The sequence below is a fragment of the Bradyrhizobium sp. USDA 4369 genome, assembly GCF_054056435.1.
Genome location: NZ_JBSRYH010000001.1, coordinates 8239341 through 8262368, shown reverse-complemented (window position 1 = coordinate 8262368; position 23028 = coordinate 8239341). Strand labels below are relative to the sequence as shown.

Below are 23028 nucleotides of genomic sequence, written 5' to 3'. Positions count from 1 at the left end.
CGCTTCGTCGAAAGGCGCGCCTGAATGCGCCCAATCACGAGCTTCCTCCAAAGCGGGAAGTGCCTGCTGCCTGCTGCAACCGGAATCCGTGCCTCTTGATGCGTTCGCGCCGGAGTGTTCGATCTGCCTGTTTCGTCGTGGTGTGTTGCAGGCGCCCGAATGGGCTTGACCGAAATTGACCGTCGAGTTAAAAATAATGCTCATCGGTCATAAAAATCCGCAGAGGATGGGTCGATTTGAGGGTGGGGCGCTGTTCGGTCGAAATGCCGCATACCGTGGGGAGGATGAATGTCGCAGGACTGCGTTGGTGAAGGGGGAGCGTGTTGAGCGCTGTTTCGCCTCTCTATTCAGCATCGCAGAGCCGTGCGGCGCAGAATGCCGCGGTTCTCGTCGCCGACGGTATCCGGATGGCTTTCGGTGGCGTTGTCGCGCTTGACAATGTGTCCATCGCGGTCGGGGTGGACGAGTTGCTCGCGGTGATCGGGCCGAACGGTGCCGGCAAGACCTCCCTGATGAATTGCCTCAGCGGCTTCTATCGGCCGCAGCAGGGCGAGGTACGATTCAATGGCTCGCTGCTGTCCGGCATGGGCGTCCACCATATCGTGAAGGCCGGCCTGGCCCGGACCTTCCAGGGGACGCATATCTTTTCGAACATGACCGTGATCGAAAACATCATGGTCGGCCGTCACATTCACATGAAGAGCTCGATTCCGTCGGCATTCTTTTACTTCGGGCCTTGCAGACGCGAGGAGATCCGGCACCGCGAGGTCGTCGAGGAAATCATCGAGCTGCTCGAAATCGAATCCATCCGCCATCAGCCGGTCGGCAGCCTCGGCTACGGCTTGCGCAAACGCGTCGATCTCGGTCGGGCACTGGCTCAGGAGCCGAGCATCCTGCTGATGGATGAGCCGATGGCCGGGATGAATACCGAGGAGAAGGAGGACCTCGCGCGATTCATTCTCGACGTTCGCGAGGCGCGACAGATCCCGGTGGTGCTCGTCGAGCACGACATGGGTGTCGTCATGGATCTAGCGGACCGGATCGTGGTGCTCGACTTTGGCCGCAAGATTGCAGAGGGGACTCCGCTGGAGGTTCAGAAGAATCCTGCGGTGCTCAAGGCATATCTGGGCGAAGGAAATCGCTGATGCTGCCGATGCGTACCATTCCGCAACTGTTGCTCGAGCGCGCCAGCGCGGCGCCGGACCGGCTCGTTGAGCGGCACAAGTATCGCGGCATCTGGCGCGAATACACCTATGGTGATGTTCTCGAGAAGGTGCGTTCCTTCGCCCTTGGCCTTGACGCGATGGGTATTCGCCGCGGCGAGACCGTGGCCATTATCGGCGAGAACGAGCCGGAGAACTTCTGGAGCGAGTTTGCGGCGTTCTCGATCGGATGCAAGATCGTCTCGCTCTATCCTGACATCACTGCGGACGAAATCGAATACCTCCTCAACGATAGCGATGCGGTCTGTCTGGTAGCGCAGGATCAGGAGCAGGTGGACAAGGGGTTCGCGATTCTCGATCGCGTTCGGCACCTTCGCCAGATGATCTACTGGGACGATACCGGGATGTGGTCCTATCGTCACGAGCGCCTGACGCCGTTCGAGAAGGTGGTTGAGGTCGGACGCGCGCGCCACGCCGAGGATACCGATCTGTTCCGGCGCCTGGTCGAGACAGGCCGACCCGACGACGTGGCCGTGCTGTCTTATACCTCCGGCACCACCGGGCGGCCGAAGGGCGTGGTGCTGACCCACCGCTATCTCGTCGACAACGCGCATCGCGTCATCGCGGCGACCGGCATCAAGCCCGGCATGGAGTATCTCACCTATATCGCCCCGGCCTGGGCGACGGAGCAGTTCTTCGGCGTCACTATCGGCCTCCTGCTGCCGCTGGTGGTGAATTTCCCGGAATCGCCTGAGGAGGTTCTCAACAATATCCGCGAACTCGCAGTCGAGGTGATGGTATTCGCTCCCCGCCAGTGGGAGAGCCTCGCCGCCACCATCCAGGGCCGGATGCTCGATGCCGGCCGGACGCGCAGGGCGATCTATGCCTGGGGTGTCGATATCGGCCACAAGGTCCATGTCGCGCGTCTTGAAGGCAGGCCCGTCCCGCTCGGCGCGCGGCTTGCGCTGCCGCTTGCGGAGATGCTGGTATTGAAGCCGCTGCGGGACAAGCTCGGCCTCACGCGCATCAAGCTCGCATTGTGCGGCGGCTCCACGATGGCGCCGGATGTGTTTCGCCTGTTCCATGCCATCGGCGTGCCGTTACGCAATATCTATGGCGCCACCGAGATCGGACTCCTGACCCTGCATCAGGGGAATCGGTACAATCTCGAGACGGTCGGGCACTGGCTGAGCTCGCACCCCGAATCCGGTGCGGCGCTGGAATGGAAGGTGTCGGAGCAGGGTGAATTGCTCGTTCGTGGCGGCAGTGTCTTTCAAGGCTATCACAAGAAGCCCGACAGCGTCGCCCAGCGCGTTGAGGACGGATGGTATCGCACGGGCGATGCCGTGTCGGTCACCGACAGCGGCGAGCTCGTATTCCTCGAGCGCCTCGACGATCTTCGACAGCTTCGCTCCGGCGAACGGTTTCCGCCTCAGTTTATCGAGACCCGGCTGCGTTTCAGCCCGTTCATCAAGGACATCATGACGCTTGGCGACGATACGCGCGACTATATCGGCGCGCTGATCAATATCGACATGAGCGTGGTGTCGCGTTGGGCGGAGGATCGAAACATCAGCTTCTCCACCTTCACCGACCTTTCGCAGAAGCCAGAGGTGGCCGAATTGATGCGCGGCGAGATTGCGCGCGTCAACACGTTCCTGCCCGAGCACGCGAGGGTCCGTCGCTTTGCCAACTTCCCCAAGGAGCTCGATCCGGATGAAGGCGAATTGACCCGCACACGCAAGCTGCGACGCGAATTCCTCGCCGAACGCTATGCCGTGCTGATCGAGGCGATGTACGGCAGTCGGGATCATCAGAAGCTCGACATCGCGGTGACATATCAGGACGGGCGAAAGGGCGCGCTGTCTGCTCACGTCGCCATCCACGACGTCGTCAAGGCAGGCAAGTCGGCAAACGCCGCTGAACCGTTGCGGGCCATCGCATGATCGATTTCGTCAACTACTTCATCAACGGTGCGCTGGTCGGGCTGCTCTATGCCCTCATCGCCATGGGCTTCGTGGTCATCTATCGGGCGTCGAAGGTCTTCAATTTCGCCCAAGGCGAACTCGTCGTGTTCGGCGGCTTCATCGTCTGGTGGATGGTCGCCTCGCTGGGCCTGCCGCTCTCGATCGGCATTCCGCTCGCGTTCGTTGCGGCGGCGCTGTTCGGACTCCTCATCGAGCGGGTGTTCTTTTCCCGCCTCGCCGGTGAGTCGGTGTTCGCCATGGTCATGGTCACGATCGGACTTTTGATCCTGATCCGCGGCCTGATCCTCGTGCTGTTCGGCCCGCAGGTGCGCTCGTTCCCGATCATCTTTCCGCTTCAGCCGGTGATCATCGGGGAGATCCTCATCCCTCGCTCGCTTCTCATCGGCGGCGCAATCACGGTCATCGTCGGTTTCGGCCTGTCGTGGTTCTTCAACCGCACGCGGGCCGGGCTGCGCATGACAGCGGTTGCCGAAGATCATCAGGTGGCGCTGTCGATGGGAATTTCAGTGAAGCGCTCCATTGCGTTCGCCTGGATTCTCGGTGCCGTGCTGTCGACGCTTGGCGCCATCATCTTCCTCAGCGGAAAGTCGCTGAACTTCCTCGCCTCCGACATCGGCCTTGCGGCGTTGCCGGTGGCGCTGCTGGCGGGTTTCGAGGCGATCGCCGGGGTTCTGCTGGCCGGCCTTATCGTCGGTATCATTCAGGGGCTCGTGACCGCCTACCTCGATCCGATCGTGGGCGGCGCGATCGGCACCGTGTTTCCGTTTATCATCATGCTGCTCATCCTCTTTATTCGGCCGACCGGAATGTTCGGCTGGAAGACCATCGAAAGGGTGTGACCGATGGATCCGGCAGGCGTATTCGCCACCAGCTTCGAACGCGATCAGGCGTTGATCCGCACCCGCGGACAATGTGTCGCGCTCGTTCTGCTTTTCGTCGCGCTGGTCATCCTGCCCCATGTTCTGGGACCGCGGCTCGTCGCCATCTCGACCAATATGCTGATCATGGCCGTGGTCGTGATCGGCCTGCAGATCAACATGGGATATGCGGGCCAGATCAATCTCGGCCAGGCTGCGTTCATGGGAGTCGGCGCCTACGCCACCGGAGCGCTGGCGATCAAATTCAATCTGCCGTTCTGGCTCAGTATTCCGTTCGGGGGCTGCGCCGCCGCGGTGTTCGGGTTCATCTTTGGCTTGTCGGCGGTTCGCATCAAGGGCTTTTACCTGGCGCTCACCACCATCGCGGCACAGACCCTGTTTCATTTCCTCATTCTCAATCTGCCGCAGTCGTGGTTCGGCGGGTCGAACGGGTTGACGCTGGAGCCGGCACAGATTTTCGGCTTCAGTTTCGTCAGTGAGACCTCGATCTACTATCTCTGCCTGGCCGTGACCGCGGCGATGGTGTTCGGCGCCTATGGCATCGTGCGCAGCCGGCACGGGCGCGCCTTCGTCGCAGTCTGCGACGACGACGTCGCTTCCGGGCTGATGGGAATCAACGTCGTGCGGACCAAGGCAACCGCCTTCCTGATCGGTGCGTTCTACGCGGGGATCGGCGGGGGGCTGTGGGCCTACTACGTGCGTTTCGTCGCCGTCGATCAATTCACGCTGTTCCATTCGATCTGGTTCATCGCAATGGTCATCGTCGGAGGCCTCGGTTCGATCACCGGAGCGTTGATCGGCGTCTTCGTCATCAAGGCAATTCAGGAAAGCTTCGTTACACTTGGGCCCAGCATCGTCGCGCAATTTCCCTCGCTCGGTGGCGATGTGGTGTTTGCGATGATGAACGTGTTTCTCGGCGGGATCATCGCAGCGTTCCTGATTTTCGAGCCGCGCGGGCTGATGCACCGCTGGAATATCCTGAAACGATCCTATCGCCTTTGGCCATTTCCCTATTGATGCCTGGGCGATCGGAATTAGAACATTCATGGGAGGAACTGAAGATGACAATCTTGAAGCACATCAAGATCTTTGGGGCGGCCGCTGCGCTCGGTTTGCTGACGATCTCGGCGCCGGCCGGTGCCCAGACGACCTACAATGTGGCGTCGCTTGCCGATTTTACCGGTCCTTATGCGGATGTGATGAAGGACCTGATCGGTGCGCGCCGGCCGGTCATCGAATGGTGGAATGCCGAAGTCGGCAAGAAGATCGGCGTCAAGCTCGGCACCAAGGATTACGATCACCGCTATGATGCGGCGCAGGTGGCGAGCCTGTGGCCCGGCATCAAGGCCGAGCTAAATCCGATTATCGTGCTTGGGGTCGGCGGACCCGACGTCGCCGCGCTTCAGGGGCGGCTGCCGTCCGACAAGATCCCGATGGTGATGTCGACTGCCGCGTATGGCTTTGCCTGGAAGCCCGATCCGTGGATCTTCAACCAGCGCCCGACCTACAGCCATGAGGCCACTGCGTTCTTCGAGTGGTTCCGCCAGAAGCGCGGAGGCAGCGGGCCGCTGAAGGTCGCGATCATCTCGTCGGAAGCCTCGCCGGCCTATGTCGACCAGCACAAGGGTGTCCAGCGATATGCCTCCGACAATCCGGACAAGGTCGAAGTCGTCGAGGTTGTGTTCACGGAAGTTCAGCCCACCGATTTGACCACCCAGGTCAACCGCGTGACCCGTAAGGGAGCCGAAGTGATCATGGTCATGACGAACACGGCCGCCGTGGTCGCCACCAAGCGGGCGCTGCAGTCGCTCGGCAAACAGGTGCCGATTGTCATGAGTTCGCACAACGGACTGGCGGAATCCGGCCGCGCGATCGGCGACGTCAAGCAGATGGAGGGCGATTACGAAGTTTATGCGATGGCTGCGCCCACCGACACAAAGACGCCTGGCCGCGAGTTCTTCGAGATGCTTCAGAGCAAGTACGACCTCAAGGCCAAATGGACGGTTTCGGCTGTCCAAGGTCTTGGTCAGGCGCTGATTGCGATGCGGGCCATCGAAGCTGCGGCCAAGAAGGTCGGCGCGGACAAGGTCACGGGCGAAGCTGTCCGCGAGGCGCTGATGTCGACGACGATCTCCGCGGATGAGACCTACAAGATTCTCGGCAACACCAAGTTCTCGAACGACGGGCCGTTCCCGACGCAGGGGCTGGTCGCGAGTATCGTCACCATCAAGGACGGCAAGTACACGGAGGCTGCTGCCAACGTGCCGGTGCCGTCCATTAACAAGTGGTGAAGTAACGCCATCCGGCCGGGTCCCGCGGGCCCGGTCGGATCCCCTCGGGAGGCTTGCGTTTTGCTCGAGCTGAACAACGTTGAAGTCATCTACAGCGACGTCATTCTGGCGGTGAAGGGCATTTCGCTCGCCGTGCCGGATGGCAAATGCGTTGCGTTGCTCGGCGGCAATGGGGCCGGCAAGTCGACGACGCTGAAAGCGATTTCCGGCATCATACGCGTCGAGGACGGCCGGGTGACCTCCGGCAATATCGGTTTCGACGGCAAGAGAATCGACAGGGCGGACCCGACCGAAGTCGTTCGAGGCGGCATTATCCATGTGATGGAGGGCCGCCGCGTGTTGCGCCATCTGACCGTCGAGCAGAATCTGCTGGTCGGCGGCCACATGGAATCGTCGGGGCGTGAGGTACGCAAGCGCCTTGATCATGTCTACGATCGCATTCGCCGGCTTGCGGCGCTCAAGGATCGGATAACCGGCTATCTGTCCGGCGGCGAACAGCAAATGGTCGTGATCGGGCGCGCGATGATGGCCAATCCCAGGCTGATCATGATTGACGAGCCGTCGCTTGGCCTAGCGCCGTTGATGATCGACGAGGTGTTCGAGCTGCTGAAGGACCTCAAGGCAAGCGGGACCACGCTTCTGATCGTCGAACAGAACACGCGCGTCGCGTTGGATATCGCCGACTACGGCTACGTCATGGAGAATGGACGCATCGTCCTCGAAGGCGCCGCGGAAGAGCTGCGAAACAACGAGGACGTGCGGGAGTTCTACCTCGGGCTTGACCTTAAGGGCGAGCGCAAGAGCTACCGCGACATCAAGCATTATCGACGCCGCAAGCGGTGGCTCGGCTGAGGCGCTGCGTGCCGGTGCGGGGTCAGGCGTCCTTCCGGTCGACGACGAATGGAGCGTCGGCCGGCAGTTCGTCTGTTCCTACCACCTCGATACGGTCGGCCTTCAGACGAGACAGCGCGTTGAAGCGGGCCGGCGCCGCCGCCAGGACGGCGTCGCGGTCCGCATCCGGAAGCAGCGAAAGCCGCACCGTGATCTCTTCCCGCTGTTGCGGGCGGGTGACGATGGCCTGCGCGCGGCCGATTCCCGGAATGGCAATGGCGAGGTCTTCGAGCTGGCGCGGATAGATGAATATCTCGCGCGCCTTCACCGCCTGCCCGACGCGTCCCTGCAGCATGCCGATCCTGCGCACCGTGCCATCGGCGTTCATAGCCGTGGCGACGGCGACGTCGCCGGTACCGAACCGGATCAGCGGCCAGCCCGGCGTCAGCGTGGTAACCACGATCTCGCCGGGCTCGCCGTGCGGAAGCGGAGCCCCCGTCGTCGGGTCACAGATTTGCACGATGCGGTCCTGGTGAACCTCGTAGCCGCCGTCCTGCGCGCCATTTTCGAAGGCGATCACGCCGAAGTCCGCCGTCGCATAGACTGCGAAGGTGCGAACGCCGTACCTGGCTTCCAGGCGACGGCGCTTGCCGAGCCAGTCGCCGAGTTCGCCGCCGAGCAACGCAGTTCTGACCTTCCAGCCACCGGGCAGCGAATGACCCATCGCCTCGATGGCTTCCGCTAGCGTGATGAAGAAGGCGGTCGAGGCGCAGATGCAGGTCACGCCAAGGTCGGTCACCAGCTTCGCCTGCAACTCGCTGCCGCCGGTGCCGGCTGGAATCACCGTCGCGCCGACCGAGCGCAGGCCCTCGTCGAGCAGAAGGCCGGCAGGCACGAGATGATAGGACCAGGTGTTGAGCACGCGATCGCCGGGGCCGAGGCCGGCGGCGGCAAAGGCCGTGCCGAAGCCGCATCCGTCGCGGTCGTGCCTCAGTTGAGGTTCGTTGATGGGGCCGGGAGAGACGAAGATACGGACGATTTCTTCATCCTTTGCTGCAAGGAAACCCCCGAATGGCGGCCGCTGGCGTTGTAACTCGACCAGCGACTCCTTTTTGAATACGGGCAGCCGCGACAGGTCGTCCACGGTCTTGAGATCGGCTGGAGCGAGGCCTGCGCGATCGAACATCTCCCGAATGGCGGGTGCGAGCTGGTGGGCCGCACGCTGGATCTGTTGCAGGACCGTGAAGCGCGTCTCCTGGCTCATTACCGTCTCCTCTTGGCATTCCCGACTTGCTTTTCCTATTTGCCGGTGAAGCGTGGTTTGCGTTTTTCCTCGAATGCGGCAAGTCCCTCCTTCAGGTCGTTGCTGCGGGCGTGGACTTCGCTGGCGAGCAGTTCTTGTCGCAGTGCTATCGCACAAGGTTGCTCGAGGCCATCATCGACCAGCACCTTCATGCGCCGAAGCACGAGCGGGCTCTTGTTGACGAGCTTGGCGACCAGCGCCTCGGTCGCCGGGATCAGCATGTCGTCATCGACGACCTCGTTGACCAGTCCGGCGGCAACGAGCTGTTCGGCTGGCACGAACTCGCCGGTGTAGAGCAGATATTTTGCGCGGGTCGGGCCGATCTTACGCGGCAGCCGCACCGAGCTGCCGCCGCCGGGCAAGAGCCCAAAATTTGCATGGGCGTCGCCCAGCTTGGCCGAGCGCGCCGCGACGACGAGATCGCAGCACAGCATCAGTTCCAAGCCGCCAGCCAACGTCAATCCGTTCAGCGACGCGATCACCGGCATGGGAAACGTCTCGAGCCGGTTCATGACAAGGAGAACGGTATCGAGAAGGCGGCTCAGCGACGTTTCGTTCCCGGCTTCGCCGCGTACGAATTTGAGGTCGGCGCCGGCGCAGAATGCGCGCCCCGTTCCGGTCAGCACTACTGCGCGGACGTCTGACAGCTGAGCCTTGTCGAGCGCCGCGTTGATGCCCGAAATCACCGCGGGAGTGATGGCATTGAGTGCATCCGGCCGGTTCAGCGTGATCCACATCGCGCCACCCCGAATTTCAGAGATAACCGATTCCACCGGACTTTCCTCGGAATTGACTTTCGAGTTAGTTGATTATTCGTAAGGTTATGTTACAGACTGTCGGGATTAATGCAAGTCAAGCCGCTGCCGGAAAGAGCGATCGAGATGAGTCTTCCCCTCGCTGGAATTCGGGTGATCAGTCTGGCTGAGCAGTATCCCGGGCCTTACGCAACCTTGTTGCTAAGTGATCTTGGCGCCGACGTGATCCTGGTGGAACGTCCGGGCGCGGGAGATCCTGCACGGCAGTTTCCGGCCTTTCACGGCGCGCTCAATCGCGGCAAGCGCTCGGTGGCGCTGGATCTCAAGAGCGTTGAAGGCAAGCTGAACCTGCGCAGGCTGGTCGCTTCCGCCGACGTGCTGATGGAAGGATTTCGTCCGGGCACCATGGCGCGTCTCGGCTTCGGCCATGAGGCGATGGCGGAGCTCAACCCAAGGATGGTCTATGTCTCGATCTCCGGCTTCGGGCAGGACGGGCCGTATCGCGATCGCCCCGCCCACGACATCTCCTATCAGGCACTTGCCGGGTTTCTCTTTCGTCACGCCGAGCAAGGCTCGGTGGAGGATCCGGGAAGCATCGCGATCGGCGACCTGTCCTCCGGCATGTTCGCTGCCGTCGGCACGTTGGCGGCGCTGTTCGAGCGCGCACGTACGGGAGAAGGAAAATATGTCGACGTCTCGATGACGGACGGCCTGGTGTCCTGGATGTCGGTGATGCTCGGTCCGGTGATGAACGGTGCGCCGCTCGCCGACATCGGCGCCGAGCCGGCCTATGGCGTCTTCAAGTGTGCCGATGGCCGTCTCCTCACGTTGTCGATTGCTCATGAAGACTGGTTCTGGCGGCCGCTGTGCGAGTTGCTCGGCATGCCTGATGCGGCCGGCTTCAATCGCAGCGAGCGGGTCGCGCGCGGCGATGCCTTGCGAGGCAAGGTCGCTGCCGTGCTGGCGACGCGCGATCGCACCGATTGGGCGCAGAAGCTGGATGCCGCCGGGATTCCATGGGGGCCGGTGAACTCGTTGAGCGAGGTGACCGCCGATCCGCATTTCCGGGCGCGCGGGCTGTTCCGCGAGGTGGCGGATGGGAACGGCGGGCGGAGCCACCATGTGGCGCAGCCGTTGATTTTTTCCGGCGAGCATCCCGGTCCGCGCTCCGGCGTGCCCGGCCTTGGCGAGCATACGGAGCAGGTGCTGCGTGCACTGCCGGAGCTCAAGGACTAGCAGGTAGAGACCAGAGAAGATTCCAATCCTCAAGGGAGGGCGCGATGAGCGACATCTATGTGGTCGGTGTTGGCATGACCCCGTTTGGGCGCATGCTCGATATCGATATGAAGACCCTGTCGCGCAGCGCGGTGGATGCCGCGCTCGGCGATGCGGGATTGCAGAAGTCTGACATCGAAGCGGCCTTCTTCGCCAACGCGTCGCAAGGCCATATGGAGCGCCAGCACATGATCCGCGGCGAGATCCTGCTACGCGAAATGGGAATCGGCGGCGTTCCCGTTGTCAATGTCGAGAACGCCTGTGCCAGCGGCAGCACGGCGTTCAACCTTGCCGTGACTTTCCTTAAGGCGGGTGAGGGGGACGTTGCGCTCGCGCTCGGCGCCGAGAAGATGTTCTCGACAGATCGCAAGCTGATGTTCGAGGCATTCGATAGTGCCTGGGACGTCAGCCGCGACGGCGAAATTCGCGACAGGCTGCTAGCGCTCGGCGAGGGAGTCGAGGTGCCGGAAGGCACGACCTCGGACAAGCCCTACAGCGTGTTCATGGATGTCTACGCCGCGTTCTCACGTCAGCACATGAAGCGCTTCGGCACCACGCAGCGCCAGCTTGCTGCGGTGGCGGCGAAGAACCATCGGCATTCCGTGGAAAATCCGCTGGCGCAGTTTCGCAATGCCTATTCGGTCGACGAAGTGCTGAATGCCCCGCCGATCACCTATCCGCTGACGCTTCCGATGTGCTCGCCGATATCGGACGGTGCGGCGGCTGCGATCCTCGCGACCGAGGCGGGCTTGAAGCGGCTTGGTCTCGACAAGTCGCGGGCCATCCGCGTGCTGGCATCGGTCATCCAGACCGGTAGCGATCGTGATCCGTCCGAAGTGGAGCGGCACTGTACCGCGCTCGCGGCGAAAAAGGCCTACAACAAGGCCGGTATCGGCCCGGACGACGTCGCTGTCGCCGAGGTGCATGACGCGACGGCCATGGGCGAGATCATCCAGATCGAGAACCTCGGATTCTGCGATTTCGGTGAAGGCGGCATCATTTCGGAGCGCGGTGACACCGCGCTCGGCGGACTTATACCGGTCAATCCGTCCGGCGGACTTGAATCCAAGGGACATCCCGTCGGCGCCACCGGCATCGGGCAGGTACATGAACTGGTGGCGCAACTGCGCGGCGAGGCGGGACCGCGGCAGGTCGAGGGGGCGCGCATCGCGCTCGCCGAAAACGGCGGCGGCCTTCAGGGCATCGAAGAGGCGGTAGCCTGCATCACCATCCTTGGCCGCTGATACAGAAGATCGAGCAAGAGGGGCTCTCATGCAGTTGAATGGAAAAGTTGCAATCGTGACCGGCGCGGCGTCGGGGCTCGGGCGGGCATCGTGCGTCACACTGGCGAAGGCGGGCGTGCGTGTCGCCGCCTTCGATCGTGACGAGTCGCGGCTCGCCGATCTTTGCCGGGAACTGGGGAGCGCGGCATTCGGGCGTGTTGTCGACGTTGCCGACGAGACCAGCGTTAGCTCCGCGATCGAGGCTGTGCTCGAAGCATTCCAGGCGGTTCATATCGCCGTCAATTGTGCGGGCGTCGCCGATGCGGCCAAGACCGTATCGAAGGGGCAGCCGTTTCCGCTGGCGACCTGGAACAAGGTCATCGGCATCAATCTCACCGGCACCTTCAACATCATCCGCTTTGCGGCGCTCGCTATGACCTGCAACCAACCGGAGGGCCCGAGCGGCGAACGTGGCGTCATCATCAACACCGCATCCGGCGCAGCCTCGCAAGGGCAGGTGGGCCAGGCGGCCTACAGCGCCAGCAAGGCCGGCGTGGTCGGCCTCACCTTGCCTGTCGCGCGTGACCTCGCTGAACATGGCATTCGCGTCGTCTCCATTGCACCGGGCTTGTTCGACACCGGGATGGTCGCCGGCATGCCGCCGAAGGTTTCGCAGTCGATCGTTGACCGTATGATCCTTTATCCGAACAGGATGGGGCAACCCCACGAGTTCGCCAGTTTGGTCAAGCACATCGCCGAGAATGCCTATCTTAACGCCACAACTATCAGCATTGACGCAGGCGCGCGAATGCAGCCGCGCTAGATGATGCCGCTTCTGGCCCTCCGAAATTTCAACAGCGGTTCAATGACCGCCGCCGATTACTTTGGGCAGGATGTGCAGAATTCAAAGCCGCGATTTCGATAACGAAAGAGTTCGCAGTTTTATTCCGAGTGGTGCTCCACCAAGACACTACTGGCGAACTCTCGTTATGCAACAAGCCCAGGAATTTTCTCGTCGACGAAAAGCAAGAACCGGGTGTTGCGGCCCTCCGCCGCGAGATTCTGGCCGAAAGAGATCCTCGCGTCGTATCGGTACTCGCTCGGCACTGGACGGGTCAAGAACCGCTTCACACGGTCACCCGCGGGTTTCTAGCCATCGCGCTTACCTTGACCGCACGAGAGCACGCTACAAGCTGCCCCCTGAGTCCCGCATTCATTTGGAAACAGCAGCTAAGGTATTAAAATTACTGGAGCGAATTTCGTCCATTTTTCCAAATACGTCTTGAAACAGCAGAATAATCAAGCGGATTTTGATTCCGCCATTCGGAGGTTCGATCCCTCCCGCCCCAGCCAGTTTTCTGAAGCCTGATCAGTATCTTACATTTTCACGATTTCGTTGTTCTGAAACTCGCCAGACACCGCATTCTGAAATTCCGTTTGCATTGTGTTCGCCAAAACGTGAGCTCGCCGCTTGCGTGTTGCCGCAAGGATGCGTGGGGGTGTGCGCTTGGCGTAGCCGGCGTAACTTTCCCTTGTGCGGTGTGCGGTACGCATCCGGTGAAGACCGCAGGCGGAGTAGCCCGCGCGGATGGACGATTGATCGGAGCGATCAGGCAGCGGCAGGGATGGCGGTGTGCTTCCAGCTCCAGGGCAGCAGGTCTGCGATCCTGCTGGCCGGATGATCGGGCAACCTGGCGAGGACGTCGGCAAGCCACGCCTGCGGGTCGAGGTTGTTGAGCTTGGCGGTCTGGATCAGGGTGTAGATGGCGGCAGCACGGCGGCCGCCATCGTCGGAGCCGGCGAAGGTCCAGTTCTTGCGGCCGACGGCCACGGCGCGCAGCTCGCGTTCGGCCGCGTTGTTGGTCATGCACAGCCGGCCATCGTCGATGAAGCGCGTGAACACCTCCCAGCGCTTGAGGCTGTAGTCGATCGCCTTGGCGGTCTCGCTCTTGCCGGAGAGCTTGGTGCGGCGCTCGTGCAGGAAGGCATGAAGCTCATCGACCAGCGGGCGGCTGCGCGCATGGCGCGCGGCTTTGCGCTCTTGGGCCGGCAGACCGTTGATCTCGCGCTCGATCGCAAACAGAGCGTCGATCTTCGCGATCGCTTCGATCGCGATCGGCGCCTTCTTCAGCCGTGCGATCTCGAAGAACTTGCGCCGTGCATGCGCCCAGCAGCCGACCTCGATGATCGGGCCCGGCTTCCGCGATGGATCGTAGAGCCTGTTGAAGCCGGCATAGGCATCCGCCTGCATCGGTCCAGCATAGGTCGCAAGATGCGCCTCTGGATGGGTGCCGGAGCGGTCGGGCGAGTAGAAGAACAAGGCGGCCGGCGGCGCGTGCCCGGCGAAGGGCCGATCGTCGCGCACATAGGTCCAGACGCGCCCCGTGCGCGTCTCGCCCTTGGCCAGAACCGGCACCGTGGTGTCGTCGGCATGGATGCGCTCGGCAGCGAGGACATGCGCCTTGATCGCATCGACCAGCGGCATCAATGTCGCCGCCGCCGCGCCGACCCAGTCGGCCAGCGTGGAGACGTCCAGCATCACACCTTCGTGCGCATACGTCGTGCTCTGCCGGTTGAGGGGCAGGTGCAAGCCGTATTTGGCGAATAGGATGTGCGCGAGCAGACGCGGTCCAGCGCGCCCGCGCGAGATCGGATGGAACGGCGCCGGCGGCTGGCTGATCGCCTCGCAGGCGCGGCAGGAGAACTTCTCACGCACATGCTGGATCACCTTCCACTGCCGCGGCACGAGCTCCAGCGTCTCGGTCACGTCCTCGCCGATCTTGCGCAACCTGTCCCCGCCACAGCATGGACAATTGGCCGGCGCGGGATGAACGACGCGCTCCCGCGGCAGGTCTTCGGGCAGCGGCCGCCGCGCCGGACGCCGCCGCTCGAATGGCTGCACGTCTATCTTCGCGGCCTTAGCGCGTTCGCCTGCCAGCTGCGCATCGGCTTCGGCCTCCGATGCATCCTCCTCGAGGTCGGCGAGTTCCAGCTCGAGCTGATCGAGCACCGAGGCGCGCTCGGAGGATTGGCCGTGCTGTTCGTGCTTGAGCTTGGCGATCGTGAACTTCATCTGCTCGATCAGCAGCGTGCGGGCGCGGACCTCGGCTTCGAGATTGCGTGCCTTGGCTTCCGCCGCAAGCTTGGCCGCCTGGCCGGCGAGCACCAGCGCCTTCAGCGTCGCGACATCATCAGGGAGCGAATCGGCTGTGATCATCACAGAAGATGGAATCACAGCTCCGCCCGGCACGCATCAGTGCCGTGACGTTCGAGCCCTCAACCAACAGCTTCCGGGCGCCACGTCCGCTGCGGATGCCGCCAGTCGATGCCTTCGAGCAGATAGCCGAGCTGGGCCGGCGTGATCGTCACCGCTCCGTCAACAGCCTGTGGCCAGATGAAGCGGCCGCGCTCCAGCCGCTTGGCGAACAGGCACATGCCCTGGCCGTCGTGCCACAGCACCTTGATCAGCCCGCCGCTGCGGCCGCGGAACACGAACAGATGGCCGCCATGCGGATCGCGCTTCAAGGTCTCCTGGACCAGCAGCCCCAGGCCGTCGAAGCCCTTGCGCATGTCGGTATGGCCGGTCGCCAGCCAGACCTGTGTGCCGGAAGGGATCGGGATCGTCATCGCGAGCCCGCCCGGAGCGCCGTGATCACCGCCGTCACCGTCGCGGCATCCGCCGCGCCGCTGATCCGGATCTTGGTCTCAGTCCCGATCTCGACTTCGATCAGCCCCTGAGGCGGAGCTGCCGCTGCGTGAAGATCGGGATCGGCTGCAATCGTCACAGCGGCGAAGCCGGGCACGGCAGTCTCCTCGCCGCACAGCTGCTGGCGCCAGCGGAACACCTGGCTGGAATGCACACCAAACGCGCGCGCCACGCCCAGGATCGTCGCACCCGGCTGCAACGCTGCAGCGACGATGCGCTCCTTGTCAGCCCGCGACCAATGCCGCCGTCGCCGCTCCGACGTGATCACTTCAACTTCCGCTTTGGCCATAGGACTAGCTCCAGGACTAGTCCTATGGCTTCGCGAAGCCTCACTGCCGACGCAAGGTGGCCGTCACCGGGGGCTTACGGTGTGCGCCCAGTCCCTCCGTAAGTTCGGCCTCCTCAAGCTCGGTGATCCCGCCATGCCGGCAGGCGTCGAGTTTGAATGTCACGGGCAGGCCGATTTCTTTCGGCATCTTCTGCATGCCGGAGAACGCATCCGGTATTTCGGCGATCGCATCGACGAGTTCGGGCCGGGTCAGAAGCCGCGATGGATGCGGCAAGTCCTGGGGCCAGCTCACACCGGCAAGCTTCGCCATGGCAGAAGCGGGCTTTGCCGCATGCAGGCCGACTTCCGGATTGTGCGTTATCCAGAGTTTGTCTCGCGAGCGGAGTAATTGGCCGATGATGCCAAGTCTCGCGAACCACCGCCAAATGAGCGGGATTTTGAGGGCTCCCGTGCAATTCCACTGGACCAGGTCAATGTCGAGGACCACGCCTCGACTTGGCTAAGCCAGGAAGCTGCAACTTTCCGCGCGGCTTGTTCCGTTTATTGATCATAATACTGCCCACGCTCTCATAAAAAAATCTCTTACGCGTTCTGGAAAGGAATGTGGATAATGCGTCAGAGCCCCTTCCTTGCACTCCCTGTCTGCATGCCAGGGCGTTTCCCTATCCACCCCATTTGGACCCACCTCGCGGAGCAGCGAGCAGACTTTGCGCTGGAGCTGAGCGGGATCGAGGTCCCAGAAATCCAGCTTATCGGCGCTCGATATGAGCCGCGCGCCAGTCATGCTAAAGGCAAGAAAGCCAGGCGCCGCAGGGTCATCCGTGTTTGGCGTGAGCTCAAATGGGAGCCAGCGCGACGTATCCCACAGACGTACAACCCCCTGCGAATCGGCTGCAGCGACAAGAGATTCATCGTGGCTGAATGCGATAAACGACACCCCATGCGTGTCGACCCGCATTTCGGTGGCTTCCTTGGTGTTGAGAACCCACCGGTATATCGTCCCAAACCGCCCGCCAACGAGCAGCATTGGGATGCCTTTTTTATCTGATGCGAAGGCAAGGTCCTGTACGGTCTTGGCTAGAGGCGTGAGGGTTAGTGCCGACCGTCTCGGCGTGAATCCAGAGCCATCCACTGACCAAAGCCGGATCTGATCCCGGTTGTTTTCCGCCTTGTCGGTTGCGCAGCACCCTCCCGCTGCAAACATCTTGCTATCAATGCTGAAAGCAATCTCTCTGACCCGCCGCAAGTTCGAGTCAATCCACATTCCCTTGCCGGGATCGTTGAGCCTCAACACAAACAACGGCTGTGGCGAGTCTTGATCCCTCGCGGTAGGTGCGGAGCCGTACAAGAACGAAACCACGAGCCACCGCCCGTCAGGGCTTAGAATAGCCCGAACAGGTGCCCGGCCCTGGAAGTCGGACGCTATAAAGTCGGAGTTAGTAAGCGAGACAATTCGCGTGGGCGCATCCATGAGTTCGGTGAACTGCCAGACAATGACTTCGTATGGATCGTTCGCCAAACAGTCCGGCACGTCGGGCGATCGGATACATCCAATCGTGGCGAGACGGAGCGTTTGTGGACTCGCCGCTAAGCGCTGGATCTCACCCGTTCCTGCCGCAAAATGCAGGACAACATCTTCGCCGCGTTCCTCATCGAGCTTGAGAATTGTAACGTTGGATGGGTCTGCTTTGGTTGGAGGGTTCTGGAGTGCCACCCACGCAGCCGAGTCCTTCTCGGCCAGGAGCGCCCCCCGGATCTTCGAACTCTTGGGCTGAACCACCCGTTCGCGAAGGGGATCCCGCTTGCCGGCCGGATCGAGTATCGCAACATATCCTGATTGCGTCGCTGCAGCGATCAGGCCGCTGCGGCTATCGAAGGCGACGCTATAGACTTGGTCTCCGATTTGGGCCCATCTGGCTCTTGCGCAAAACTCGACCGGTCCGGCTTGCTGCAAGCCGTCGCCAATGGGGCTGTATTCCAGTCCGGCGTTCGTGCCAATGGCTAGTTGCCACTCCTTGCAGGCTTTAAAGAATGTCAGGCCATACACCGCAGACGGTGACTGATGGTAAATCGTTCTACGGCTATCAGCGGAAAACTGCGCATCCCATAGGTCGACAGCCCCCCGCCAATAGTGACCGACGGCGATCTGCCGGCCGTCAGGAGAGTATGCCAACGTCAGGATCGCGTCATTCTCCACCCGCTGATAGCCCTGCGGGTTCCTGCAGTCCCACGATTCGGCGCTTCCGGTCTTGCAGACAAAGATATTGCCGTCGCCGTCTCCGGCCACGAGCGTGTCGCCGTCCGGTGAAAACGCCACGGTCTGAACTCCGCCGCCGGACGCCTCGTTTCCCTCGGCCAACCTTATCGTCTGTTTCGACGGGGCGCCTTGTTCATCCAGTTGAACGAGCGCAACATGTTTTCCTCCGCTGACGGCAACGAGACGCCCATCCGGTCTAATGCTTAGGCTCCTGATGAAGTTCTGAGACACTTGCTGACTACCAATGGGATGCCAGTCGTCGGCAGACCACACTGCCAGCTTGCCGCTGCGGCATCCGGCGACGAGGAGATGCCCATTCGACGCGAAAGCTAGAGCGGACACCCCCTGGTCATCGCCGCAGGTCTTGAGTGAGTTCGGGAACGGCTCTCCGACATGCCCCAGGGTCGCCAGGTAGATCTGGCCGTCGCTGCCGCCGAAAGCAATCAGCGTATCGGACCGTGTGGGGTGGAATGCAACGGCGTTGAACGTGCCACCATCCTTGACGAACAGCCGCTTAAGCTGAGTAGCATTCTGGAGCGTCGACAGCAGAGCTTCACGCAACTGCGGACGCAGGGCGGCTTGAACCTGATCCGGCAACATCGTCATCTTGAGTCCGGCCTCCAGCGTCTCAGTGAGCGCGTCGTCGATCTGGCCGCGATATGACGCTTCGGTAGCGTGCGCGAATTCCTCCAGCACTTGCGAGCGTTCGCGAGCCGTTTGAGCATTCATGACCCACAGTAGGCTGTCGAACAGCACGACCAGCACGACGACTCCTAAAGCGGCAAAAAAGTACTTGAATCGTCTTTCTCGGTCGCGGGCGCGCTGCTCGGCGTTCGCGTAATCTTCGCTGGATTGCAAATAGTCTTTCTCGAGTTGGGTCAGGCCAGTCAAGCGCTGCGCGTCGTGCAGCTGCCAGGGACTCAGCAGGTCGGTAGTGCGGCTGCGCCCACGCGCATCCCATCGCTGCGCGGCCTCTGTCAGCGCAACGCGTTGCCGCACCCCCTCCCGCTTGCCGCCGATCCATTCTACATAACGGGGCCAATTGCGCAGCAACGCTTCGTGCTTGACCTCGACTGTCGCATCGTTGTCAGCCGTCGGCGTAATGCGTAGGAAGTCTTCGCGCGCGAGCATCTTGAGTACTTCATCGGTGCGCGGATTCCCGCTCTCAAGCAAAGCGCTCCGCATCCGCGGCTCGCGATAGGCTTCCATCATTCTGTCGATGCGAACGAGTTCGAGGAGAACTCGCTGCAGTTCTTTCTGATTTTCGGGCGATAGTCCGCTGTAGAACCCATCAGCGTAGCGTTCCAGCGCGACGAGCGGGCTGCCCACGCGTTCGTAGGCCTCGCGCGTAACGCGATTATGGTCGCGCTGCTTCCATAGCGACTGTAGCGCAAACTGCAAGAGCGGCAGCGCCGTGTCCTGCCCGAGCACGCTCTTGACTAAATCATCGATAATGCCTGGTGCAAAATGCAGGTTAACAAGGGCCGCCGGCCGCTCGATAGCGGCCCTGAGCTCGTCGTAGCCCATCGGCCATTCCTTCATCGAAAAGCGTGCGTGCCGCGCAAAATAGGGACGCAGTGGCTCGAGCTTGTCGAGCTCGTTAGTGAATTCCTCTCGCAATGTAAGTATGACGCGGCAATCCGGAGACGATTTCAGCAGAGCATCAATGGCGCTGGCGGCGATCGCTCGATCACGCTCCTTACATAAGGTGAAGATCTCCTCGAACTGGTCGACGACAAGTAAGACCGGCGTTGCCGTCGCACAGACGACCTTGGGTAACAAGGCAGGATTCGCCCGTAAAATCTCGGCTTCTGCAACGCGGTCGTAGGGCACATCGGGATTTGGGGCGCGGAGCGCATCAATCAGATTTTCGAGCATTGTATTGCCGGGCGTGAATGGCCCAATCACGCGGAACCGCGGCGCATGCTCTGCCGCCGCAAGCACCGGAAATGCACCGCCCATCACCAGCGATGACTTTCCGCTTCCCGATCCACCCTGCACCACTACTAGTGGAATCTCTCTCACGCGCTGAAGCAGGTTGGCAACAGCGCTTTCGCGGCCGAAGAAAAACGTGTTATTGCGGAACGATTCCAAGCCCACATAGGGGCATTTCTGGTCGCTAAGATCGGGCAGGCGCGCAGCGTCGAAGGGCGCCAGGCGGGAGCGCGTTACACGCATGCCGGCATGCGACAGGGTGGAAGACCAGTAGTCGAGCAAGACCTGGCAGGCTGTTCGTTCCTTGATGTCTTCGACAAAGGTACCGGTCGCCGCGCCGCGGTCAAGAAAGATACGAATGCCCGCCTCAAGCTCCTGAAGAGCGGCGGCCTCGCTCTCGGGGCTGCTGTCACGTCCGAGTCGCCGGTCCATTGCCTCTAGCAGGCCGGCGTTTACACCTCGCATCTCGGCGGCATCCCCGAACGGAGCGGCTGGGGCGATGGAGGCGAGTTGATCAGACATTCTGGGGCTCCGGCTCAAGTTGATCCAGGATCGCCTTTAATGGTTGTGTCCTCTCACGCAGCTTGGCGCAGAAATCCTTTAGCTCGCTATCCACCTCGCGAAAGAGCTCTCCGACTTCGTTGGAGTATTCGCTGAGCAACGCGAGGACGTCCGCGCCCTTTTCGTCGCGTTTAAATGCTAGTTCGATACCGGCTTCGAGGTCCTCCAGATCCTGTTTACGATCCCGGAAGATTGGCGAGAACGGTACGACGAAACGTTCGCGCAATCTCCGTATCGAGTTCCAGTTGATGGATAGGCTCTCACGGTCCGCCTCGTCCCATGAGCCGGGTCTGTATTGGCCACCGAACATCCGGCGAAGCGTATTATCGAGTCCCTGCAACAGGCCATGATCGCGTACGCGCAAAGCCAAGTCGTCGCGCAGATCGTTGAGCGCAGCGATACCCGCCAGCATCGGCTTGAGTTCGCGGTTGGCGGCAGCAGTCGGGTCCAGAAGGCCCGCCACCGCGGCCATGAGATCGAGCAATTGCCTTAATTCCAGCTGCCTCATTGCCCTTTCGATTTCGTCGTTTAAGCGCACAGGTATCTCGCCACCGAGGTGTTCCAGCGTGCCGACGAGACGATCGAAATCCGTGGCCCTTTGCGTTTTGGCCGCTTTGTCGAAAGCCATGGCTGTCGCGCTCAGATGCTGTGGCAGATCGATTTCCAGCAAGACATTCAGGTTTGGAACGATCGCAGTCAGCTCACCCCGCAACGCCTGGATATCGCGAACCTGCTGATCGAACTTTCTGCGCGCGCTGGCGAGCGCTTTGACCGCGACTGATTCTCCCATTTTCGGGTTCAACTCGAGTAGCTGCAGTTCGCTGCGAATGGGAATCAGGGACTTCGATTCGATCTCGTGCAGCGCATCGTGAATGTTCTTGAGCAGCCTGATCTCGTCCACTCCGCGATCCGTGGTCTCGATCACGACCCGCGACCGACTGACCTTGTCTGCTACCTTTGCATTCTGGCGGATCAGCTGCTCAAGCAGCCGAATCCCTCTCTCGCCCGTCGTAAGATCGTACAGCTGCTTGAGCTTTGGCAGTTCCTTCAACGCGTTCACGAGCTGTCCGGTTTCTTCCTCCCAGTGCACCTCCGAGATTGGGTAGGCCTCGTTAAATTGGAAACGGAGATCGCAGAGCTCCGCAGGCAACTCCCCTTCGGATGGCGGCTTGTCCCTCCTGATCAGTACCGGCAGAACCTTCTTCGATCGCTTGAGCGCTGTCGCGATTTCGTTGCGGACCCAGTCGTCAGGAGCATCAAGAGCACGCATCCCGGGTGACCGTTCACAGGTGGTCCATTGTGGTCCGATCAGCGCCACCAGGACCTCGCAATTCTCCAATCCGTCCTTCAGCGCTCGGTCCCAATCCGCGCCCCATGGGATACTTCTTCGCGTATCCATGAAGACCGCATCTTTGCCGAACATTCGGCAGAGATCAGCGTACAAATGTCCGGCCGACTCCATGGTGTCGATCCGCCGGTAATTGATGAAGATCTCGCGCATTGCCATCCTCAACAGACATTTCTTTCCAATACGCGCCAAAGCCCACTTGGCGGGTTGACCCGAGTGTGCTCTATTGGAAGTTGAATGTTGGACCGTATCAAAGGTTTGTGGAACGCGCCAGCATTGATGAATATCGCCGTCAGCAGCGTGGACGGGGCGATCGACCTCCACGAGGATTGTGGATCCGCTCGCTGGAGCGCCGGCTTTCTCGTTGAATGGTGCTGCATGAAGCCTGCGCTTCGCTTGGCTAGGGCAACATGCCGGCCGCGGGTGCCTCGGCCGATAATGACTAGCCTTTGGCATCTTGGGTCGGGATGGATCCTGCTGCTCCTGGTGATGACTGCTCCGGGCGCCACCGCTTTGTCGCAAGAGGCTGGCAACGCGAGCTGCGAGCGTACGCAGTTTCGGGTTGTCGTAGATGTTGGACATACGGCACAGGCACCCGGGGCTATCAGCGCCCGCAACGTTCTCGAGTATGATTTTAATCTGCGGCTAGGCCGGCAGATCCGCGAACGGTTGGCCGTCGACGGGTTTACCGACGTCGCCTTGCTGGTGACCGAAGGGGAGGCAAGAGCAAGTCTCTTCGAGCGCATCGCCACCGCAAACGAGCAGTCAGCAGATCTGTTTCTATCAATTCACCACGATTCCGTGCCTGATTGGTTGCTTGAGGACTGGGAGTTTGAGGGAACACCAAGCCACTTCAATGATAAGGTCAGCGGCTATTCAATTTTTGTTTCTCATGAAAATCGGCAATATGATGCAAGCCTGCTTTTCGCGACTCTGCTCGGAAGGCAGTTGAAGGTACGAGGTTTGCAATATGCTCGGCAGTATACCGAAGCTTTCATGGGGAATTACCAACATGAACTACTGGACGCCGAGCTTGGGATTTACCGATACGATCAGCTCATTGTGCTCAAAGAAGCCAAAATGCCTTCTGTCTTGTTTGAGGCCGGTTCAATAATCAATCGAGATGAAGAGCTTCAAATGGAGTCACTCGGACGGCGCGATCTGATCACGGCTTCGGTGAGTGGGGCCATCAGTGCATTCTGTGATGCGCGGTCCGGCAGGTGAA

At 61.3% G+C, this 23028-nt stretch carries 19 protein-coding genes and 1 pseudogene; 10 read left to right on the top strand and 10 right to left on the bottom strand.

The features are described from left to right. Positions 1-347: 347 nt before the first annotated feature. On the bottom strand, positions 348-599 hold the full coding sequence (locus ACVIJ6_RS37320) for a hypothetical protein (protein WP_456777189.1): 252 nt from the start codon (positions 597-599) through the stop codon (positions 348-350). Here ACVIJ6_RS37320 and ACVIJ6_RS37315 point away from each other — a divergent pair. The 6 genes from ACVIJ6_RS37315 to ACVIJ6_RS37290 are packed head-to-tail and all read left to right on the top strand — an operon-like array spanning position 480 to position 7172. Continuing rightward, positions 480-1145, top strand: coding sequence for an ABC transporter ATP-binding protein (locus ACVIJ6_RS37315; protein ID WP_456777175.1), 666 nt, complete (start codon positions 480-482; stop codon positions 1143-1145). The two genes, ACVIJ6_RS37320 and ACVIJ6_RS37315, sit on opposite strands and share 120 nt — an antisense overlap. After that, on the top strand, positions 1145-3109 hold the full coding sequence (locus ACVIJ6_RS37310) for an AMP-dependent synthetase/ligase (RefSeq protein WP_057199227.1): 1965 nt from the start codon (positions 1145-1147) through the stop codon (positions 3107-3109). Before ACVIJ6_RS37315 ends, ACVIJ6_RS37310 begins: the two co-directional genes overlap by 1 nt. Beyond that, positions 3106-3990: a branched-chain amino acid ABC transporter permease gene (locus tag ACVIJ6_RS37305; RefSeq protein ID WP_057199226.1), complete on the top strand. Its 885-nt coding sequence runs from the start codon at positions 3106-3108 to the stop codon at positions 3988-3990. The genes ACVIJ6_RS37310 and ACVIJ6_RS37305 overlap by 4 nt, the downstream gene beginning before the upstream one ends. A 3-nt stretch (positions 3991-3993) precedes the next feature. Then, the gene (locus ACVIJ6_RS37300) at positions 3994-5046 is read left to right on the top strand and encodes a branched-chain amino acid ABC transporter permease (protein WP_057199225.1); all 1053 of its coding nucleotides are present in this window, start codon (positions 3994-3996) and stop codon (positions 5044-5046) included. 44 nt (positions 5047-5090) lie between these two features. Continuing rightward, positions 5091-6320: an ABC transporter substrate-binding protein gene (locus ACVIJ6_RS37295; RefSeq protein ID WP_057199224.1), complete on the top strand. Its 1230-nt coding sequence runs from the start codon at positions 5091-5093 to the stop codon at positions 6318-6320. Between the two features lie 9 nt (positions 6321-6329). Further along, positions 6330-7172 carry an ABC transporter ATP-binding protein gene (locus ACVIJ6_RS37290; RefSeq protein WP_200948603.1) on the top strand — a complete coding sequence of 281 codons (843 nt, stop codon included), beginning with the start codon at positions 6330-6332 and terminating at the stop codon, positions 7170-7172. Between the two features lie 22 nt (positions 7173-7194). On the opposite strand, the gene ACVIJ6_RS37285 is transcribed toward ACVIJ6_RS37290, so the two are convergent. Both ACVIJ6_RS37285 and ACVIJ6_RS37280 read right to left on the bottom strand, forming a co-directional pair. Continuing rightward, complete coding sequence (locus tag ACVIJ6_RS37285) at positions 7195-8295, bottom strand: phenylacetate--CoA ligase family protein (RefSeq protein ID WP_210164252.1); 1101 nt, start codon at positions 8293-8295, stop codon at positions 7195-7197. 155 nt (positions 8296-8450) lie between these two features. Next, positions 8451-9227 (bottom strand): enoyl-CoA hydratase/isomerase family protein, encoded by a 777-nt coding sequence (locus ACVIJ6_RS37280; RefSeq protein WP_230646578.1) that lies wholly within the window; start codon positions 9225-9227, stop codon positions 8451-8453. Positions 9228-9335: 108 nt separating this feature from the next. On the opposite strand from ACVIJ6_RS37280, the gene ACVIJ6_RS37275 reads away from it, so the two are divergent. Genes ACVIJ6_RS37275 through ACVIJ6_RS37265 form a run of 3 tightly spaced genes read left to right on the top strand, consistent with a single transcriptional unit; the run spans position 9336 to position 12530 of the window. Then, positions 9336-10445: a CaiB/BaiF CoA transferase family protein gene (locus ACVIJ6_RS37275; RefSeq protein ID WP_057199301.1), complete on the top strand. Its 1110-nt coding sequence runs from the start codon at positions 9336-9338 to the stop codon at positions 10443-10445. 44 nt (positions 10446-10489) lie between these two features. After that, a complete protein-coding gene (locus ACVIJ6_RS37270) occupies positions 10490-11728 on the top strand; it encodes a thiolase family protein (RefSeq protein WP_057199221.1) in 1239 nt (412 codons plus the stop codon). Between the two features lie 55 nt (positions 11729-11783). Beyond that, the gene (locus ACVIJ6_RS37265) at positions 11784-12530 is read left to right on the top strand and encodes an SDR family NAD(P)-dependent oxidoreductase (RefSeq protein WP_444837216.1); all 747 of its coding nucleotides are present in this window, start codon (positions 11784-11786) and stop codon (positions 12528-12530) included. 56 nt (positions 12531-12586) lie between these two features. On the opposite strand, the pseudogene ACVIJ6_RS37260 reads toward ACVIJ6_RS37265, so the two are convergent. The 7 genes and pseudogenes from ACVIJ6_RS37260 to ACVIJ6_RS37230 all read right to left on the bottom strand — a co-directional run. Next, positions 12587-12637 (bottom strand): annotated as a pseudogene (locus ACVIJ6_RS37260) ((2Fe-2S)-binding protein); the annotation flags it as partial. A gap of 679 nt (positions 12638-13316) precedes the next feature. Further along, positions 13317-14924, bottom strand: coding sequence for an IS66 family transposase (gene tnpC / locus ACVIJ6_RS37255; RefSeq protein ID WP_456772119.1), 1608 nt, complete (start codon positions 14922-14924; stop codon positions 13317-13319). 59 nt (positions 14925-14983) lie between these two features. Further along, positions 14984-15334 (bottom strand): IS66 family insertion sequence element accessory protein TnpB, encoded by a 351-nt coding sequence (gene tnpB / locus ACVIJ6_RS37250; RefSeq protein ID WP_456772120.1) that lies wholly within the window; start codon positions 15332-15334, stop codon positions 14984-14986. Next, positions 15331-15702, bottom strand: a complete 372-nt coding sequence (tnpA, locus tag ACVIJ6_RS37245; protein WP_039187448.1) for an IS66-like element accessory protein TnpA — start codon at positions 15700-15702, stop codon at positions 15331-15333. Before tnpA ends, tnpB begins: the two co-directional genes overlap by 4 nt. A 40-nt stretch (positions 15703-15742) precedes the next feature. Then, complete coding sequence (locus ACVIJ6_RS37240) at positions 15743-16189, bottom strand: hypothetical protein (protein WP_456776848.1); 447 nt, start codon at positions 16187-16189, stop codon at positions 15743-15745. Positions 16190-16249: 60 nt separating this feature from the next. Then, on the bottom strand, positions 16250-20416 hold the full coding sequence (locus tag ACVIJ6_RS37235; RefSeq protein WP_456776847.1) for a WD40 repeat domain-containing protein: 4167 nt from the start codon (positions 20414-20416) through the stop codon (positions 16250-16252). After that, positions 20409-21956, bottom strand: coding sequence for a toll/interleukin-1 receptor domain-containing protein (locus ACVIJ6_RS37230; RefSeq protein WP_456776846.1), 1548 nt, complete (start codon positions 21954-21956; stop codon positions 20409-20411). The genes ACVIJ6_RS37235 and ACVIJ6_RS37230 overlap by 8 nt, the downstream gene beginning before the upstream one ends. A gap of 84 nt (positions 21957-22040) precedes the next feature. Between ACVIJ6_RS37230 and ACVIJ6_RS37225 the strand changes: the two genes are divergently transcribed. Next, the gene (locus ACVIJ6_RS37225; RefSeq protein ID WP_456776845.1) at positions 22041-23027 is read left to right on the top strand and encodes an N-acetylmuramoyl-L-alanine amidase; all 987 of its coding nucleotides are present in this window, start codon (positions 22041-22043) and stop codon (positions 23025-23027) included. Position 23028: the final 1 nt, after the last annotated feature.

What these genes read in the sequence shown, in the direction of transcription:
- ACVIJ6_RS37320 (WP_456777189.1), bottom strand. Translation starts at nt 599, where the DNA reads ATGGTGGACGCCCATGCCGGACAGCAGCGAGCCATTGAATCGTACCTC.
- ACVIJ6_RS37310 (WP_057199227.1), top strand. Translation starts at nt 1,145, where the DNA reads ATGCTGCCGATGCGTACCATTCCGCAACTGTTGCTCGAGCGCGCCAGC.
- ACVIJ6_RS37305 (WP_057199226.1), top strand. Translation starts at nt 3,106, where the DNA reads ATGATCGATTTCGTCAACTACTTCATCAACGGTGCGCTGGTCGGGCTG.
- ACVIJ6_RS37300 (WP_057199225.1), top strand. Translation starts at nt 3,994, where the DNA reads ATGGATCCGGCAGGCGTATTCGCCACCAGCTTCGAACGCGATCAGGCG.
- ACVIJ6_RS37295 (WP_057199224.1), top strand. Translation starts at nt 5,091, where the DNA reads ATGACAATCTTGAAGCACATCAAGATCTTTGGGGCGGCCGCTGCGCTC.
- ACVIJ6_RS37275 (WP_057199301.1), top strand. Translation starts at nt 9,336, where the DNA reads ATGAGTCTTCCCCTCGCTGGAATTCGGGTGATCAGTCTGGCTGAGCAG.
- ACVIJ6_RS37270 (WP_057199221.1), top strand. Translation starts at nt 10,490, where the DNA reads ATGAGCGACATCTATGTGGTCGGTGTTGGCATGACCCCGTTTGGGCGC.
- tnpC (WP_456772119.1), bottom strand. Translation starts at nt 14,924, where the DNA reads ATGATCACAGCCGATTCGCTCCCTGATGATGTCGCGACGCTGAAGGCG.
- tnpB (WP_456772120.1), bottom strand. Translation starts at nt 15,334, where the DNA reads ATGACGATCCCGATCCCTTCCGGCACACAGGTCTGGCTGGCGACCGGC.
- tnpA (WP_039187448.1), bottom strand. Translation starts at nt 15,702, where the DNA reads ATGGCCAAAGCGGAAGTTGAAGTGATCACGTCGGAGCGGCGACGGCGG.
- ACVIJ6_RS37235 (WP_456776847.1), bottom strand. Translation starts at nt 20,416, where the DNA reads ATGTCTGATCAACTCGCCTCCATCGCCCCAGCCGCTCCGTTCGGGGAT.
- ACVIJ6_RS37230 (WP_456776846.1), bottom strand. Translation starts at nt 21,956, where the DNA reads ATGCGCGAGATCTTCATCAATTACCGGCGGATCGACACCATGGAGTCG.
- ACVIJ6_RS37225 (WP_456776845.1), top strand. Translation starts at nt 22,041, where the DNA reads ATGTTGGACCGTATCAAAGGTTTGTGGAACGCGCCAGCATTGATGAAT.